Below are 17,218 nucleotides of genomic sequence, written 5' to 3'. Positions count from 1 at the left end.
CTTTTAAGCAAAAAACATATTCTAAATAACTAACTAAATAACTAAATAGAATGAGTAAATAACATTGACTTTATATTCCTAATAGCTCTGGTTGGATTTAATCCTTTTGGACAGACACTTACGCAATTCATTATAGTATGGCAACGAAAAACACTAAATGCATCATCGAGATAAGACAAACGTTCATTTGTAGCTGTATCTCGACTATCTATTAACCAACGATAAGCTGCTAATAATCCAGCAGGACCAATAAACTTATCAGGATTCCACCAAAATGAAGGACAGGATGCAGTACAACAGGCACACATAATGCACTCGTATAGGCCATCTAATTTTTCACGCTCCTTTGGAGTTTGAAGGTATTCATTGATAGAATATGTATTAGTTTCACCAATTAAAAAAGGCTTGATTTTTTTATAATTATTATAAAACTGAGTCATATCTACAACTAAATCACGTATAACTGGCAAACCGGGCAATGGACGAATAATAATTTGTTCTTTTAAAATAGAAGATAAAGGAGTAATACACGCCAAACAATTTTTACCATTAACATTTAAGCCGTCAGAACCACAAACCCCTTCACGGCAAGAACGACGAAATACAATTGTCGAATCTTGTTCCTGTAATAAAGATAATAAATCCAGTAACATCATATTTGTATCTTTTTCCAGTGTAACTGTATAATCTTTCATGTAAGGTTGATTATCATAATCAGGATTATAACGATACAAGGAAAGATTTAAATCCATATTTTAAAATCCTTTATTAATTAGTAAACACGTAATTTTGGTTGAAATACTTCGCAATAAATAGGTTCCATATTTATAGCACGTTTAGACATTAATTCTGTTTTAGGATCATAGATAGAATGACATAACCATTGCTTATCATCACGAACAGAAAAATCAAAACGAGCATGAGCACCGCGACTTTCTTTTCGATAGTTTGCTGCGATTGCAGTAGCATATGCTGTTTCCATCAAGTTATCTAGCTCCAAACATTCGATACGCTTTGTATTAAAGGTAAAGGATTTATCTGATAAATATGCAGTTTTCAAACATTCTCGAATACTTTTTAGTTCCTTTAACCCTTTAGCCATAGAAGACCCTTCACGAAATACAGAAAAATTCTCCTGCATACATTTTTGCAACATTTTTCGAATTTCTTTAGGATTTTCACCAGTCACTGTGCTGTTTTCCCAGCGATAATAACGTTCGAGAGAATGTTCAATATCCATTTTTCTAGCCGGTTTAGCATCTGCTTGTTTTTTTAATGTTTCACCTAAATGAATACCTATTGCACGGCCAAATACAACTAAATCTAATAATGAATTACCACCCAATCGATTTGCTCCATGTACTGAAACTGAAGCAATTTCACCACAAGCAAATAAACCTTGAATTTCTATATCTTTCCCATATTTATCTTGTTTTATAGCTTGTCCAGAAATTTTAGTTGGAATACCACCCATCATATAATGACAAGTAGGAATTACTGGAATCGCTTCTTTAGTGGGATCTACATGCGCGAAAGTTTTAGAAAGTTCACAAATACCTGGCAACCGTGATTCTAATATATCTTTGCCAAGATGATCCAGTTTTAACTGGACATGAGAACCATAAGGTCCTTCAAAACCTCGACCTTCTCGAATTTCAATCATTATTGATCTTGAAACTACATCACGGCTAGCCAAATCTTTCGAATTTGGAGCATAACGTTCCATAAAACGTTCACCTTCCTTATTTAGTAAATAACCCCCTTCTCCACGACAACCTTCAGTAACTAATATACCAACACCTGCAATTCCAGTTGGGTGAAATTGCCACATTTCAATATCTTGCATAGGAACACCGCAACGAACTGCCATACCCACACCATCACCAGTATTAATATGTGCATTAGTTGTTGATGCAAAAATACGACCTGCCCCCCCAGTTGCTAAAATAGTAGCTTTAGACTTAAAGTAACAAATTTCTCCTGTTTCTATACAAATAGCTACACATCCTAAAATTATACCATCTTCATTTAAAACAAGATCAATTGAATACCACTCGGAAAATATAATGGTTTTATGCTTAATATTCTGTTGGTAGAGTGTATGTAATAAAGCATGACCAGTTCGATCTGCAGCAGCTGCAGTCCGTGAAGCTTGTTCCCCTCCAAAATTTTTAGACTGACCACCAAATGGACGTTGATAAATGCTTCCATTATTAAAACGAGAAAAAGGCAATCCCATTCTCTCTAACTCAATAATTGATTCTGGACCATTTTTACACATATACTCGATAGCATTTTGATCCCCAATATAATCAGAACCTTTAACAGTATCATACATATGTTCTTGCCAAGAATCTTCGTGAGCATTACCTAAAGCAACCGTAATACCGCCTTGAGCAGATACGGTATGAGAACGAGTCGGAAATACTTTAGAAAGTAATGCGCATGAAAGATTTTGCTCTGAAATTTTCAATGCAGCACGCATCCCAGCACCACCTGCACCAATCACAATAGCATCAAACTCTCGAATCGGAATACTCATTTTTATGTTCTCCAAAAAATAAATAGACCAGAAAAAAAATACCCAATGATTGTAATCATGATAAGTAGTTGCAAAAAAACACGCACTTTTTTTGAATGAATGTAATCTGTTAGTACTTGCCATAAACCAATCCAAACATGAATCAATGCAGAAGTTAAAGCTAACATAGAAAAAAGTTTTGTGAAAAGAAAACTAAAAAAATAAGTTAAAGAAACATAAGAAAATTCAGATAAATAAAACAAAAAACTACAAAAATAAATAATATAAAGAAGCATTATAATTGCTGTAATACGGATCAATAAAAAATCCTGTATTCCATGACGACTAAATGAAAAAAGGTTATTCACCATAATATGACCACCAAAAGACTGGACAATATTGTTGTTATAAAAATAGTTATCTTAGCACTTAATATACTAGACTTTAGTTCATCAAAATATCCAAGATCCATTAAAAAATGACGTATACCAGCTATAACATGATAAGTTAGTGTAGTAAAAACAACCCAAAAAACGAATTTTACTAAATAATTTTCAAAAAGAAACCTAGTTTCTAAAAAATCTGAAGGAGACTTAAGTAAATTTAATAATAACCATAAACAAACACCAAGAAAAAAAAACATCACTATTCCAGACACACGATGCAATATAGATACAATTGCTGTAATTGGAAATTTTATAGTTTTTAAATCCAAATTTATCGGTCTTAATTTTCTTTTTTGATTCATTTTATAAAACGCCTAATCCTAAAAATCTATTTTTCTAAAATTTAAGGGACCACCACTTAAATAAAAAAATCAAGAACTAAATTTTTATAGAAAACCTGACTAGATCTTAACGATTAAAAATACAGAATAAAAACTCTAACATAATTATTAGAACAATTTTTGATACATAGAACATATTTTTAATCTTTACGATTATTAAAAGTAGTAACTGTAACAAACATCAGAATATGAATAATTGACTTTACCAATAAACAAACGTAAAAAAAAAAGCTGTTATAAAAATAATGAATTAAACTGCAATAATAAGGAGATAGGAGAAATATTATGTCAAATGAGAAAGCTGTACTTCATATTAAAGGGAAGGAGAAAATAGAACTGCCAATTATCAACAGCACTGTAGGCCCAGGTGTTATTGATATCCGAAAACTCCGAGAAAGCGGATACTTCACCTTTGATCCAGGTTTCCTTTCAACTGCTTCTTGTGAATCTAAAATCACTTACATAGATGGAAATAAAGGTATTCTTCTACATCGAGGATATCCAATAGAACAATTAGCAACATTTGCTGACTATCTAGAAGTATGCTACATACTCCTTTATGGTCAAAAACCTAGTAAAAAAGAATATGAAAAATTTAAATCGACAGTAACGCATCATACCATGGTACATGAGCAAATTGCAAATTTCTTTCAGGGATTTCGTCGTGATGCTCATCCAATGGCTGTTATGTGTGGTGTAGTAGGAGCATTAGCCGCCTTTTACCATGATTCTTTAGATGTTAATAATGATATTCACCGAGAAATAGCAGCATATCGTTTATTATCAAAAATGCCTACCCTTGCTGCAATGTGTTATAAGTACTCAATAGGACAACCATTTATTTATCCACGTAATGATTTAAACTATGCAGAAAATTTTCTATATATGATGTTTGCTACTAGATGCGAAGACTACAAAGTTAATCCTGTTTTCGCTAATGTGATCAATAAAATTTTTATCCTGCATGCAGATCATGAGCAAAATGCCTCAACATCAACAGTACGTTTAGCGGGCTCATCAGGTGCAAATCCATTTGCATGTATCTCAGCAGGTATTGCATCTCTTTGGGGACCTGCTCATGGTGGTGCTAATGAAGCTTGTTTAAATATGCTTGAGCAAATTGGCACAATACATAACATTGAAAAATTTTTAGAAAAAGCTAAAAATAAGAATGACTCATTCCGGTTAATTGGATTTGGTCATCGAATTTACAAAAATTATGATCCAAGAGCATCTGTAATGCGTAAAGCATGCCATGATGTCTTAAGAGAACTTAATATTCAAGATCCACTACTCGACATCGCTATAGAATTAGAACGTATCGCACTTACTGATGAATACTTTATTCAAAAGAAACTTTATCCTAATGTTGATTTTTATTCTGGAATTATTCTAAAAGCTATTGGTATCCCAAGATATATGTTTACAGTTATTTTCGCTGTATCACGTACAATTGGTTGGATCGCGCATTGGAACGAAATGCATAGCGACTCTAAAAATCGAATTGGAAGACCTCGTCAATTATATTCTGGTGAAAAAATAAGGAAATTTGATTGACTACTAATTCATTCATGAAATGTATTTGAAGTTTTCTAAATAATTTTAAATATGAACTATGCTGGATTATCAACATCTATAAATTGAACATCTAAATTGTATCTAGATGCTAACCAATTTCCTAATGCTTTAATTCCATAACGTTCAGTTGCATGATGACCAGCGCAAAAGTAGTGAATATTTAACTCTCTTGCTAAATGACTAGTTCTTTCTGATATTTCTCCAGAAATAAAGGCATCTAAATTATATTGAGATGCTTTTTCTATGTAATCTTGACCAGCTCCAGTAGACCAACCTACTGTTTGAATTAATTTATTATTCATATTATTAGGATGTATATGCAAGGGAATACGATTTAGTACACGAGCGATTTTATCAAATAAAATAGAAGGCATTATAGACTGCTTGAATTTACCAAACATAAAAAGAGAAGATGTATTTCCTTCTAAAGCACTTTGGATTTCTATATCTAGTAATCGGGCTAATTCAACGTTATTCCCTAATGTAGGATGAATATCTAACGGTAAATGGTAGCTATATAAATTTATATCATGTTTAATCAATGTACGAATACGTTTGCCTTTTATACCTTTAATAGGTTCTAATTCACCCTTCCAAAAATAACCATGATGAACCAATAATGCATCTGCATTGTAATTAATTGACCGATCAATTAATTCTTGTGATGCTGTGACACCTGTTACAATGCGCTGAATTTCAGTTTTACCTTCTATTTGCATTCCATTGGGAGAATAATCCTGAATTACATTGGAAGATAACTTTTCATTAAGAATTTTTTCAAGAATCATATTATTCATTGAAATTTTTACCTAATTTAGTATTAGAAAATATTTGATTTACTATTTCCTCTACTTCAACTTTAATAAGTCTAAGATGCTCTTCACTTTTAAAACTTTCGAAATAAATCTTATACATATCTTCAGTACCAGATGGACGAATTACAAACCAACCATCTTTGGTAGTTATTTTTAATCCACCAATATTAACATTGTTACCTGATGCGTGAGTTAATCGAGAAACTATATCACTCCCAGCTAAAGTTTTTATAGGAATCATCTCTGGTGATAATTTAGCTAAAATATCTCTTTGAAAACGATTTGCAAAAACTTGTGCACGATCGTACCAAAATTTTCCATGTTTACCAACTAAATCTTCATAGTACTTTTGAGGATTTTTACCTGTTACAGCAGTAATTTCAGCAGCTAATAAACACAAAATAATTCCATCTTTATCGGTAGACCAAGGAGTCCCATCTTTACGTAAAAAAGAAGCTCCTCCACTTTCTTCAGCTGCAAATCCTAACTGGCATTTATATAAATCATCTACAAACCATTTAAAACCAACTGGTACTTCATATAGCTTTCTACCTAAATTTTCTACAACACAATCAATCAAACAGCTTGATACTAAGGTTTTTCCAACAGCGATATTTTGATTCCAATTTTTACGATATCGATATAAATAATCAATACATACAGCTAAAAAATGATTTGACTCCACTAAACCTTGAGGTGTAACAATACAATGACGGTCATGATCAGGATCATTGCCAAATGAAAGATCGTAACTGCCCCTTGAGTCTATTAAGCTAGATATCGCATAAGGAGAAGAACAATCCATACGAATCACTCCATCTTTATCTAAAGACATAAAACGAAATGAAGGATCAATATCTTCTCTAATCAAAGTAAGATCTAAATTATATACCTCTCCAATCTTTTTCCAATAATTAATACCACTACCACCAAGTGGATCCACTCCTAATTTCAAATTAGCATTTTGAATAGCCTGTATATTAATTACATTTACTAAGTCGTTAATGTAGGATTTTGCTAAATCTTTTTCAATAAATAAACTAGATAACTTAGCCTTTGATAAACTTATACGCTTCACATCTTTTAATTTTTTAGAAATAAAGAGATTAGCTCTTTCTTCAATTAATTGAGTTAGCTCTGAACCAGCAGGACCACCATGAACATAATTATATTTGATACCACCATCTTGTGGTGGATTATGTGATGGAGTAATAACTAAACCATCAGCCTTATCTTTATGAACTGAATTAAAACTTAAAATTGCATGAGATATAGCAGGAGTGGGAGTATAACCATTATTTTCTTGAACAATAACCTTTATATTATTTGCAATAAGTACTTCGATTGCAGTAGCAAAAGCAGGTTCTGATAATGCATGGGTATCTTTCCCAATAAACAATGGTCCTGTTATATTTTTTTCATCACGTAGTTCAACTATTGCTTGAACAATACCTAATATATGATTTTCATTAAAAGTATACTTATCTGCGCTACCACGATGCCCAGAAGTACCAAATTGCACCATATGTTCAGGATTATTTAAATCAGGTTTTAAAAGAAAATAATTAGCAACCAAAGCAGGGATATTGTATAAATCTTCTTGTTTAGCTCCTTGACCAGCTTTAGAATGTATAGTCATTTAAATATCCTTATTTAAAATAAACTTAAAAGGACTAGTAATTAAAACAATACTTAAGATAATATTATGTTGAATTTATCACTATTTTAATTAACTCTTCAGAAAAATGCATCCTGATATCAGTTGTTTGATCATCTGGTGTTTACGACTAGTATTATTATTTGTGATAACCCCAAAATGAGTATTTGGAATAGTTCTTGGTTTTGTTTGTTGCATTACCATTTTCTAATAATACTTTTTTAGTATCAGCAAAATACAGTCTTTTACGTCCTTTAACTTGAGTAGATTTATAAAAACCTTTTGGATCACTATAATATAATGTAGAAAGTATTAACATAAAACGATCAATTGCCTTTTTCAGGTTAGAAAATTTACTAGAAATTAATAAGGATTCTATTTACCCTATCCCTCTAATTTGAAAATTCTTGCTAATAGGGATGTTTTTTTATTTAACTAACTGTGACAATTCTATAGATTTTCTACGATTATTATCTATATTTAACAAACGATGTAAAATAACTGAAGCAGCATTCACTAATATACTGAGTTTGACTAGCGATATAGCGGTATAAATCTTCATCAATTTCAATTTTTTCATTTGTTTTTTTTCAATCTCTATATTTTAATAACTAAGCAAGTATAACTAGATCTGTTCTAATACTCTATCTTTAATCTATTACTAAGTGAGCTAAAATGTCAAAATTATTAAACTACAAACTAGAAGGTAAAAGAACTTCTTCAGTTATTCTATTACTTCACGGTTTATTTGGAAATTTAGATAATCTAGGAATTTTATCCCGTAATTTTAAACAACATTACCAAACTTTAAGTGTAGATCTTCGTAATCACGGATTATCTTTTCATAGTAACATTCATAATTATGAAATAATGGCTAAAGATGTAGTTACTCTACTTATGCATCTTGATTTTGATCATATTCATATCATTGGTCATTCTATGGGGGGAAAAGTAGCTATGAAAGTTGCTACATTAATAGAAAAGAAAATTAGCACACTAATTATATTAGATATATCACCAGTTCAGTATTTTAGAAAACAAGATGATAACATGCTAAAAGGACTTTTATTAATAAAGCAACAAAAACTAGATAACCGAAGTAAAGCTTTAAAAGTACTAGCTGAATATATTAAAGAACAAAGCATTAGACAATTTTTTAATAAATCTCTTTATCTTAATAATAAAGGAATAATATGTTGGAGATTCAACATTGATGCAATTAATAATAACTACGAATCTATACTAGGTTGGAAAAGTATTTCCTTAATATCAATACCTACTATTTTTATAAAAGGTGCCAATTCAGATTATATACTGCCTAAGCACAAAGAAAATATTCAAAAACAATTGAGTAACTCAGAAATACATAGTATTTCTAATACAGGACATTGGCTTCATGTTGAAAATCCTATTCAAATAATTAAAATTATTCAAAAATTTATTAAAAAAAATAGTTAATTAATTCTCTATCTCTAGATTAAATAATAAATTTAATCTTTAAGCATTAACTTTATTAAATAATAATGCTATATTTTATATCCTTGTAATAAGGTAGATATATGCTTTATGATTATATAAATATCCTAGAATTTATTGGATTAAATTTTCTTTTAGCATCTGTTTTTCTTTTAATATGTATAACAATAAAAGATCTTGTTAAGAAAAGCAATATTTCTAAATTTGGTCAATTTATTGCTTGGTTAGTTCTCTTTCTCGGTTGTGTTAGTTTTATATTGAAAAGTATAATTCAATTAGTTTTAGAAAGCTCTGGTCTATGATGTAATTAATTAAGATTTAGATGTTTTTAAAAGGTTAAGATTTCTATGGAAAAAAGTATAGGTATTTTTTTTGGTACTGATACAGGTAATACTGAAGCTGTTGCAAAAATGATTAAACAGCAATTTAAAAAAAAGTTAGTTCATATACAAGATATTGCTAAAAGTACTAAAGAGGATATTGAACGCTTTAGCATCTTACTTTTTGGTATTCCAACTTGGTACTATGGAGAAGCTCAATGTGATTGGGAGGATTTCTTCCCTGAATTAGAAAGTATCGATTTTTCAACCAAATTAATTGCTATTTGGGGTTGTGGTGATCAGGAAGATTATTCGGAGTATTTTTGTGATGCCATGGGGACAATGCACGATATTATCACATCAAAAGGAGGGAGTGTCCTCGGTTATACTTCTACTGATGGTTATGAATTTGAATCATCAAAAGCCCTTATTGGTGAAGATGAAAAAACATTTGTTGGCCTGTGCATTGATGAAGATCGTCAACCGGAACTAACAGAAAAACGTGTAAAAAATTGGGTAACTCAAATTTATGAAGAAATTTATTTAACCAGTAATAAGTCATTAGACTTTCGTATAAAAAAGAAATAATGCTATTATCTAGTTGATAATTGATATGGAAGCTTTTTATCTTATCTGAATCAATGCAATTATTTTACTCACATTTATTAACTCATTACTCATGATACTTATCCAAGGTAAGGTCATAAAAAAATACTGAATAACTCACTTGCCTATTGCATTACGGCATAAAATGCTTTTAAGTAAGCATTTTAAAGAACTTTTGAGAAAAAAATCAGAACTGATTGCTACTTCAAATTAAAACTGATGTTCAAACAGATAAAATATAGTTAGTAAAATCGACTTATTAAAACTAAGAAGAACATTTAGATACAAAATAGAATTATATCTTGATAAAAATCAATAAATCAAAGTCAGTTTCAGTTAACTATCCTAGCTAATCATATAATACATAACTCCTTATATATAAATAAAAAAGTTTTTTTTAGTGATATGTGTAAAGAACTTGTGGATTTGTTTGCGTAAAGTGTACAGCTTTATTTCCTACCTTTATTGAAACACTATTTTTTGAATTTAGTTCAGAAAAAATATTATTCGTATCCTTAACTGTTATAAATGCCTTCATATTTTGAGATTCAGCTTGTGTATCTTGCCTATTATCAAACCAATATAAATTACCTTCATCAATAACAATTACCCCACTAATAACAAAGTTTAACTCTTTAGCCTGTTTAAAAAGTGCCTTACACAAATTTTCCATCGTTTCCATTGATATTTTTTTCATTTATCTCTCTAACAGTTTAATTTTAATAAAAATAATAAAAGACTGAATTTTTCAGTTAACTTATTTTAAATGGTAATTAACAAATTTTAGACATTTAATCAACACCCACAAGAGAATAGTTAGTTTTTCAATAAATCTAAAACAATTCCAATAATCTTCTGAAGAAGAATGACTATTCTATAATAAGATAGGTACCTAAAACAAGAAGAAGAATCAGCTCAGACTAGTTTTTTCTAATATAATGATAAATAAAATAACCAGTTGAATTCTGAATAACTTATATAATATAGTTTTTCAAATTGGCAATGATTGTTTTACATACTCTCCAGGGGCGATTCCAATTATAGGATTTTTCTCTGAACCTTTACTAAATGGTTCCACTTGATCTTGATTAAAATTCATTAACCATTGATTCCAATGAACCCACCAAGATCCTTTGTTATAAGCAGCTTTCTTTAACCATTCATCAGAGGAATTATTAAGATTATCATTCAACCAATAGCCATACTTATTACCTTTTCCTGGATGATTAATAACACCAGCGACATGTCCAGATTCACCTAGAACAAAGGTTTTATCACCACCGATTCTTGATAAACTATCATACGTTCCTTGCCATGGGACTATATGATCTTGTTTAGTAGATACAAAATAAGTTGGAATCTTAATCTTACTTAAATCAATCCATACACCTCCAACTTTTATACCTTTCTTCTGAATAAGTTTATTTTGAAGATATAATTCACGTAATATAAAATTATGACATAATGCTGTAACGTTTGTACTATCACTATTCCAATATAATAAATCAAAATCTGCAGGAGTATTTCCTTTCAAATAATTTTCAATGTAATAATTCCAGTATAAGCTATTTTCACGTAATAAATTAAATATAACACTTAATGAACGACCATCCATATAACCTTTTTCATTATTTTGTATTTCAATAGCAGTAATAATTGTTTCATTAATGTAAACACCAAGCTCACCAGGTTGAGAAAAATCAAGTGGAGTCGTGAAAAAAGAAGCAGACCTTATTCGTTTTTTCATTCGCTTAGCCGAATAATAAGAAATTGTTGAAGCTAACAGCGTGCCACCAATGCAATAACCAACAGTATTAATTTCTTCCTGATTAGTAATTTCTATAACAGTTGATATAGCTTTCACTACACCATCAATGATATAATTATCGAATCCTATTTCGGCTTGGTCTTTACCTGGATTTCTCCATGAAATCATAAAGACACTATGATTATGTTCTAATAACCATCTCACCATAGATTTTTTTTTATGCAAATCTAATATATAATACTTATTGATAAAAGGTGGTACTATTAATAGTGGTGTAGAATTTATCATATTAGTTAATGGCGTGTATTGAATAAGTTCAAACAAATCATTTTTAAATACAATATTCCCATCTGTATTTGCTATATCCTTTCCAATACGAAAATTATTACTATCAGTCATACGTATTCTTAAAATATCTGCACTAGAATCTACATCTCTTTTAAATTGTTCTAATCCTGAAAGTAAGTTTGCACCATTTTTTTTAAGTGTAAGCTTTAAAAGCTCTGGATTTGTAGCAATAAAATTAGTTGGAGATAATGCATTGATAATTTGACGAGAAATAAACATAACACGTTCTTTTATCGATTTATCTAACCCTTCAATGCTATCAATCGTATCCAGGTAAGTTTTACTAAAAAGCAAGTACGATTGTTTAACAAATGAATAAAAAACATCTGTTTCCCACAATTCATCACCAAAACGAGAATCTCCCTTCTCTTCTTTAAATAGTTTACAATTATTATCAGCAAATACAACATGTTGCCAAATCTGTAATTGTTGTTCCCACCATTGAATTTGTAACTTTAATAATCCAGTAGGTCGTTCTTTAGCTTTTTCGAACAACTGAATACTATCCTGAAAACTTATTTTTTGTATTGCTTTATACAAAGGAGACGAATCTATAGATTCTTTATTTAACTCAAAATTCTTCCACCATTCTTGATTAGCTTCTTGAACTTTTGCAAAGTAATCTAAATAGAACCTTTGAAACATAAAAAACGCTCCTAAATACCTAGAAATCGCCTCCCTTTAATTTTTAAATGAAGGCGGTTTGTACAATCAACATAAACCTAATTTAAATAGAACTAGCACTTTTAAGATTCTCGGAAGCAAGAGAATCTACATCATTTTTAAATTCTTTTGCAATAGATTGCAACTTAGCAGTATCATCCATAACTTGTTGAGAAAACTTGGTTAATAGAGATAATTGTTGTGAATTAAACTCAGTCAAAGAGGTTACATCTTTAATTTTGCTAGCAGCTTTCATTTGTGTTAATCCCATATCACTGTAAGTACGAATAGCACCTAGTTGTAACTCAGTTAACATTTCGACATTTTTAGTTAGCAGCTTATTAAACTTAAGATATGGTTCCATATTTTTTTCAGTTTGTTCTGAAAAAGTTTTCAAAAAATCTGTATACATTATGATTTTTCTCCTAATTAATAATTTTTGAAATTTTATTACTATTTATGTAACTGTTTTAATAATAACTGCTGTACCCATACCTCCACCTATACATAAAGCAGCAATACCAAAATGACTTTTTTTCTTGTTCCTATTTAATTCATGCATAAGAGTTACTAAAATACGATTTCCAGAAGCACCAAGCGGATGCCCTAAAGAAATTGCACCACCATTTACATTAGTCTTATCTAAAATGGATGAAACTGATACATTATATTCATCTGCTAATTTGTGAATAACTGCTAAAGTTTGCACAGCAAAGGCTTCATTTAACTCATATAGGTTAATATCACTAATGCTTAACTGTGCTTTATTCAAGGCTTTTTTTATTGAGTTAACAGGCCCCAATCCCATCATTTCAGGTTCAAGAGCTGACTGAGCATAACTTATAATTTCAGCAATTGGAGACAAATTATATTTTTCAATTGATTCTTCAGATGCTAATACCATGGCACTTGCACCATCATTTAATCCAGATGAATTACCAGCAGTCACAGTTCCTTCTTTTTGAAAAGCAGGTGCTAATTTTTCTAGTTCACTTAGTTTAACTTCTTTCCTTGGATATTCATCAGTATCAAAAAACACATTACTCTTTCTAGGTTGACTTACATTAACAGTCTCAATTTCATTTAGAAATTTTCCCTTTTTAATTGCATCAACAGCTTTAAATTGACTAGTCATTGCATATGAATCTTGCTGTTTTCGAGTAATAGAAAATTCTTTAGCTATAGTTTCAGCTGTCATACCCATATGATGCTTAGTGTATGCATCAGTTAATCCATCAGAAATTAAAAGATCAATTAAAGTTAAATTACCCATTTTATGCTGTTTATGGCCAGATCTAATGCTGGAAGGTAATATAAATGGAATTTGAGACATGACTTCAACACCGCCAGCAATTACAATATCTGCATCATTATTTTTTATGTGTGCAACTCCATCCATAACAGCTTTCATCCCGCTACCGCATACCATATTTATGCCATAAGCTGGAACTGATTTCGGAATACCTGCATAAATCGCAGCTTGACGAGCAATTCCCATACCCTGACCTGCACTTATAACATTACCAATAATAACTTCATCCAAAATAGAAGGTGAAACTTTAGCAGATGCTAAGGCTCCTTCTATAGCAATTGATGCTAATTTTCCAGCAGAAATACCTTTTAATGAGCCGCAAAAAGCACCAATAGGTGTACGCTTACCTGAAATTGCATAAACTTTCTTCATTGTAGTTTGGCTCCTTTTTATTTAGATTATTGTTACTGCATGTACAGACCACCATTTACTGATAAGGTTGCTCCAGTAATATATGCTGCGGACTCACTGGCAAGAAAACTTACAGTATTCGCAATTTCTTCAGGATTTGCAAAACGCTTCATAGGAATCTTATATTTAATAGATTCTAATATCTCAGATTTTATTTTTTTTATCATAGGTGTACTAGTATATCCTGGAGCAACAACATTCACGGTTACACCAAACTTAGCACCTTCTTCTGCTAATGCTTTAGAAAAACCTATCATACCAGCTTTTGCCGCACAATAATTAGCTTGTCCAAATTGTCCTTTTAACGCGTTAACTGAAGAAACATTAATTATTCTTCCCATACCTTTATCACACATTGAACCGAACAAAGGCTGAATAACATTAAATAAGCTATTTAAATTAGTTTCTATTACTTCGTACCAAGATTTTGCTGACATTTTTTTAAAAACACTATCCCTTGTAATACCTGCATTATTAACAATTATATCAATACAACCTTCTTCTTTTAATAAACTGGTTAAACGTTCTAAACACTCAGTTGTATTAGCTACATCTAACCTAAATAAACGTACATGCTCTTCAGAGAAATTTTGTTGGTTAAACCATTTAATAGAATCCTTATAATATTCAGTACTAGAATATGTAGCTATTACTCGATAGTTATCGCTAACAAACTTAGAAGAAATAGCAGTTCCGATCCCACCTGTTGACCCAGTTACTAAAGCAATTTTTTTCATATAAAAATCCTATTGTTTATATAACTGAAAAATATGCAAGAACAATACAAAATATTAATAATTGAATCAAATATTACTAATATTGAAATAGCGTCTTTTATATTTTAAAAGTAATAATAAGTTCCTTATTCATTAACATAATCTCTAATAGTTATAATTTAAACATAATTACTCATAAAGTTGAACAATGTCTCATAAAAGTTAGTAACTTTTAAATACCTACTTTTTAATAATAATACTATTGTAAATATATTTAATACTTAGCAAGTATTAATAGGACCTATATAAATCATCTAAGTTAACTAATTTAAAAGTTATTATTTATATTTGAAGCATTCAAAATAAAATTTAAGAATAATAAAACTAATAAGTATGATATTTATCAAATTTTTTCAATTAATCAATACTTTGTTAGTTTTCTACCATAGCTAATTAAATTTAATATCTCTTGGGTTTAAATCTATATAATGGTAGTATCATCTGCTAATTTATATTTCTTATACATCGAATAGTTGAACATGCTAAAACATTCAAGAAAAATTTTAGTCACTTGTGCTTTACCATATGCTAACGGCTCTATCCATCTTGGACACATGCTAGAACATATTCAGGCAGATATATGGGTTCGTTATCAACGTTTACGTGATAATACAGTACATTTTATTTGTTCTGATGATGCCCATGGAACAGCGATTATGTTGAAAGCGGAAAAAATGAATATCACTCCAGAAAAGATGATTATGTTAATTAAAAGAGAGCATGAAAAAGATTTTAAATCTTTTGATATCAGTTATGATAATTATCATAGTACGCATAGCAAAGAAAATTATGAGCTTATAACTTCTCAAATTTATCCAAAACTTAAAAGAAATGGTTATATTTCTAACCACGTAATTTCTCAAGCTTTTGATCCTATAAAGCAATTTTTTTTACCAGATCGATTTTTGAAAGGTACATGCCCTAAATGTAAATCTAAAGAACAATATGGTGATAACTGTGATCGTTGTGGAGCAACATATAATACAATTGAATTAATTGAACCTAAATCCACAATTTCTGGTGCAACCCCAATAATCAAAAAATCTAAACATTATTTTTTTGAACTACCAAAATTTGAAGTTATGCTTAAAAATTGGATAAGCTCTGGTTCATTGCAAGACACAGTGATGAATAAAATACAAGAATGGTTTAGTTCAGGTCTGAAAAAATGGGATATTTCACGTGATGCTCCCTACTTTGGCATTAATATTCCTGGCGAAAAAAATAAATTCTTCTATGTTTGGTTAGATGCTCCAATAGGGTATATCAGCTGCTTTAAAAATTTATGCAATAAAAAAACCAACATTAATTTTGATGAATATTGGAATAAAGACAGCCAAACAGAACTTTATCACTTTATTGGAAAGGACATTGTTTATTTTCATAGTTTATTTTGGCCTGCTATACTAGAAGCATCAAATTTTCGCAAACCAAACCAAATCTTTGTTCACGGTTACTTAACAGTTAATGGAAAAAAAATGTCTAAATCTAAAGGGACATTTATCAAAGCAAGTACCTACCTTAAATATCTAGATCCAGAATGTTTACGATATTATTATGCGAGTAAACTGAATTCTCGAGTAGAAGATTTGGATTTTAATTTAGAAGATTTTATTCAACGTGTTAATACTGATATAGTTAATAAAATTGTTAACTTAGCATCTCGTAATGCTAGTTTTATTTCTAAATATTTTCAAAGTACACTATCAACTCATTGTATTCAGCTGGAATTATATAATGAATTTGTTTCTTCTTCTGAGAAGATTTCTAGACTATATGAAACTCGAGAATTCACTCACGCTATGCAAACAATCACTACACTAGCAAGTAAAGCTAACCAGTATATTAATGAAAAAAAACCCTGGATTATGGCAAAAGAAGAAAAGAAAAAAAAAGAATTACATGATGTTTGTTCTCTTGGTATTAATTTATTTCGAATATTAATTATTTACTTAAAACCAGTTATGCCTAAACTAGCAATTCGTACAGAAAAATTCATCAATGCAAAATTAACCTGGAACAGTATTAATAATCCACTAGTAAATCATAAAATTGCTCACTTTAAACCTCTTTTTAGCCGAATTACACCTCAAACTGCAAAAAAAATAATTCAAATGTCAGACATATAACTAGTAACTAACTAATTATATGTTATTTATTTCTATAAAATTCATTTATAT

The 17,218-nt window shown here is 30.0% G+C and carries 15 protein-coding genes and 2 pseudogenes; 5 read left to right on the top strand and 12 right to left on the bottom strand.

Annotated features, from left to right (window positions below; translation table 11 throughout):
- Positions 1-41 precede the first annotated feature (41 nt).
- From CF66_RS02110 to sdhC, 4 genes are read right to left on the bottom strand one after another with little or no spacing between them, the layout of a single operon-like run.
- Positions 42-752 (bottom strand): succinate dehydrogenase iron-sulfur subunit, encoded by a 711-nt coding sequence (locus tag CF66_RS02110; RefSeq protein ID WP_016503462.1) that lies wholly within the window; start codon positions 750-752, stop codon positions 42-44.
- A 20-nt stretch (positions 753-772) separates the two neighbouring features.
- On the bottom strand, positions 773-2,542 hold the full coding sequence (gene sdhA, locus CF66_RS02105) for a succinate dehydrogenase flavoprotein subunit (RefSeq protein ID WP_016503463.1): 1,770 nt from the start codon (positions 2,540-2,542) through the stop codon (positions 773-775).
- A gap of 2 nt (positions 2,543-2,544) precedes the next feature.
- Entirely contained in the window at positions 2,545-2,892 is a 348-nt protein-coding gene (gene sdhD / locus CF66_RS02100) for a succinate dehydrogenase, hydrophobic membrane anchor protein (protein ID WP_016503464.1), read from the bottom strand.
- Positions 2,886-3,269: a succinate dehydrogenase, cytochrome b556 subunit gene (sdhC, locus tag CF66_RS02095; RefSeq protein WP_034411404.1), complete on the bottom strand. Its 384-nt coding sequence runs from the start codon at positions 3,267-3,269 to the stop codon at positions 2,886-2,888. The genes sdhD and sdhC overlap by 7 nt, the downstream gene beginning before the upstream one ends.
- A 324-nt stretch (positions 3,270-3,593) precedes the next feature.
- Here sdhC and CF66_RS02090 point away from each other — a divergent pair, with 324 nt between their 5' ends.
- Positions 3,594-4,865, top strand: coding sequence for a citrate synthase (locus CF66_RS02090; protein WP_016503466.1), 1,272 nt, complete (start codon positions 3,594-3,596; stop codon positions 4,863-4,865).
- A gap of 56 nt (positions 4,866-4,921) precedes the next feature.
- On the opposite strand, the gene CF66_RS02085 is transcribed toward CF66_RS02090, so the two are convergent.
- The 3 genes and pseudogenes from CF66_RS02085 to CF66_RS02075 all read right to left on the bottom strand — a co-directional run bounded on the left by CF66_RS02085 (position 4,922) and on the right by CF66_RS02075 (position 7,930).
- The gene (locus tag CF66_RS02085) at positions 4,922-5,683 is read right to left on the bottom strand and encodes a Nif3-like dinuclear metal center hexameric protein (RefSeq protein ID WP_034411401.1); all 762 of its coding nucleotides are present in this window, start codon (positions 5,681-5,683) and stop codon (positions 4,922-4,924) included.
- Positions 5,676-7,340 (bottom strand): phosphoglucomutase (alpha-D-glucose-1,6-bisphosphate-dependent), encoded by a 1,665-nt coding sequence (gene pgm, locus CF66_RS02080; RefSeq protein ID WP_034411400.1) that lies wholly within the window; start codon positions 7,338-7,340, stop codon positions 5,676-5,678. Before pgm ends, CF66_RS02085 begins: the two co-directional genes overlap by 8 nt.
- A 64-nt stretch (positions 7,341-7,404) precedes the next feature.
- Positions 7,405-7,930: pseudogene (locus CF66_RS02075) on the bottom strand (replication initiation negative regulator SeqA).
- A gap of 103 nt (positions 7,931-8,033) precedes the next feature.
- On the opposite strand from CF66_RS02075, the gene CF66_RS02070 reads away from it, so the two are divergent.
- The 3 genes from CF66_RS02070 to fldA all read left to right on the top strand — a co-directional run bounded on the left by CF66_RS02070 (position 8,034) and on the right by fldA (position 9,742).
- Entirely contained in the window at positions 8,034-8,816 is a 783-nt protein-coding gene (locus tag CF66_RS02070) for an alpha/beta fold hydrolase (RefSeq protein WP_034411398.1), read from the top strand.
- Positions 8,817-8,917: 101 nt separating this feature from the next.
- On the top strand, positions 8,918-9,136 hold the full coding sequence (locus CF66_RS02065; protein ID WP_016503470.1) for a DUF2788 domain-containing protein: 219 nt from the start codon (positions 8,918-8,920) through the stop codon (positions 9,134-9,136).
- A gap of 45 nt (positions 9,137-9,181) precedes the next feature.
- On the top strand, positions 9,182-9,742 hold the full coding sequence (gene fldA, locus CF66_RS02060) for a flavodoxin FldA (protein ID WP_052541662.1): 561 nt from the start codon (positions 9,182-9,184) through the stop codon (positions 9,740-9,742).
- 415 nt (positions 9,743-10,157) lie between these two features.
- Here the strand turns inward: fldA and CF66_RS02055 are convergent, their stop codons facing one another.
- The 5 genes from CF66_RS02055 to CF66_RS02035 all read right to left on the bottom strand — a co-directional run bounded on the left by CF66_RS02055 (position 10,158) and on the right by CF66_RS02035 (position 14,999).
- Positions 10,158-10,433 (bottom strand): hypothetical protein, encoded by a 276-nt coding sequence (locus CF66_RS02055; RefSeq protein WP_155993917.1) that lies wholly within the window; start codon positions 10,431-10,433, stop codon positions 10,158-10,160.
- Between the two features lie 318 nt (positions 10,434-10,751).
- The gene (gene phaC, locus CF66_RS02050) at positions 10,752-12,521 is read right to left on the bottom strand and encodes a class I poly(R)-hydroxyalkanoic acid synthase (RefSeq protein WP_016503472.1); all 1,770 of its coding nucleotides are present in this window, start codon (positions 12,519-12,521) and stop codon (positions 10,752-10,754) included.
- 82 nt (positions 12,522-12,603) lie between these two features.
- Positions 12,604-12,951 carry a phasin family protein gene (locus CF66_RS02045; RefSeq protein WP_034411394.1) on the bottom strand — a complete coding sequence of 116 codons (348 nt, stop codon included), beginning with the start codon at positions 12,949-12,951 and terminating at the stop codon, positions 12,604-12,606.
- 45 nt (positions 12,952-12,996) lie between these two features.
- The gene (locus tag CF66_RS02040; protein ID WP_034411392.1) at positions 12,997-14,223 is read right to left on the bottom strand and encodes an acetyl-CoA C-acetyltransferase; all 1,227 of its coding nucleotides are present in this window, start codon (positions 14,221-14,223) and stop codon (positions 12,997-12,999) included.
- Between the two features lie 32 nt (positions 14,224-14,255).
- Positions 14,256-14,999, bottom strand: coding sequence for an SDR family oxidoreductase (locus tag CF66_RS02035; protein WP_016503475.1), 744 nt, complete (start codon positions 14,997-14,999; stop codon positions 14,256-14,258).
- Positions 15,000-15,517: 518 nt separating this feature from the next.
- Here CF66_RS02035 and metG point away from each other — a divergent pair.
- Positions 15,518-17,158: pseudogene (metG, locus tag CF66_RS02030) on the top strand (methionine--tRNA ligase); the annotation flags it as partial.
- Positions 17,159-17,218 lie beyond the last annotated feature (60 nt).

Origin of the sequence: Candidatus Photodesmus anomalopis (assembly GCF_000731785.2) — a bacterium.
Classification (GTDB): Bacteria; Pseudomonadota; Gammaproteobacteria; order Enterobacterales; family Vibrionaceae; genus Vibrio; species Vibrio anomalopis.
Note: the sequence above shows the minus strand (reverse complement) of the source record. Positions and strands in the feature narration are given on the sequence as shown.

Coding starts and splice junctions, on each gene's coding strand:
- CF66_RS02110 (WP_016503462.1), bottom strand. CDS start 752: ATGGATTTAAATCTTTCCTTGTATCGTTATAATCCTGATTATGATAAT.
- sdhA (WP_016503463.1), bottom strand. CDS start 2,542: ATGAGTATTCCGATTCGAGAGTTTGATGCTATTGTGATTGGTGCAGGT.
- sdhD (WP_016503464.1), bottom strand. CDS start 2,892: ATGGTGAATAACCTTTTTTCATTTAGTCGTCATGGAATACAGGATTTT.
- sdhC (WP_034411404.1), bottom strand. CDS start 3,269: ATGAATCAAAAAAGAAAATTAAGACCGATAAATTTGGATTTAAAAACT.
- CF66_RS02090 (WP_016503466.1), top strand. CDS start 3,594: ATGTCAAATGAGAAAGCTGTACTTCATATTAAAGGGAAGGAGAAAATA.
- CF66_RS02085 (WP_034411401.1), bottom strand. CDS start 5,683: ATGAATAATATGATTCTTGAAAAAATTCTTAATGAAAAGTTATCTTCC.
- pgm (WP_034411400.1), bottom strand. CDS start 7,340: ATGACTATACATTCTAAAGCTGGTCAAGGAGCTAAACAAGAAGATTTA.
- CF66_RS02070 (WP_034411398.1), top strand. CDS start 8,034: ATGTCAAAATTATTAAACTACAAACTAGAAGGTAAAAGAACTTCTTCA.
- CF66_RS02065 (WP_016503470.1), top strand. CDS start 8,918: ATGCTTTATGATTATATAAATATCCTAGAATTTATTGGATTAAATTTT.
- fldA (WP_052541662.1), top strand. CDS start 9,182: ATGGAAAAAAGTATAGGTATTTTTTTTGGTACTGATACAGGTAATACT.
- CF66_RS02055 (WP_155993917.1), bottom strand. CDS start 10,433: ATGGAAAATTTGTGTAAGGCACTTTTTAAACAGGCTAAAGAGTTAAAC.
- phaC (WP_016503472.1), bottom strand. CDS start 12,521: ATGTTTCAAAGGTTCTATTTAGATTACTTTGCAAAAGTTCAAGAAGCT.
- CF66_RS02045 (WP_034411394.1), bottom strand. CDS start 12,951: ATGTATACAGATTTTTTGAAAACTTTTTCAGAACAAACTGAAAAAAAT.
- CF66_RS02040 (WP_034411392.1), bottom strand. CDS start 14,223: ATGAAGAAAGTTTATGCAATTTCAGGTAAGCGTACACCTATTGGTGCT.
- CF66_RS02035 (WP_016503475.1), bottom strand. CDS start 14,999: ATGAAAAAAATTGCTTTAGTAACTGGGTCAACAGGTGGGATCGGAACT.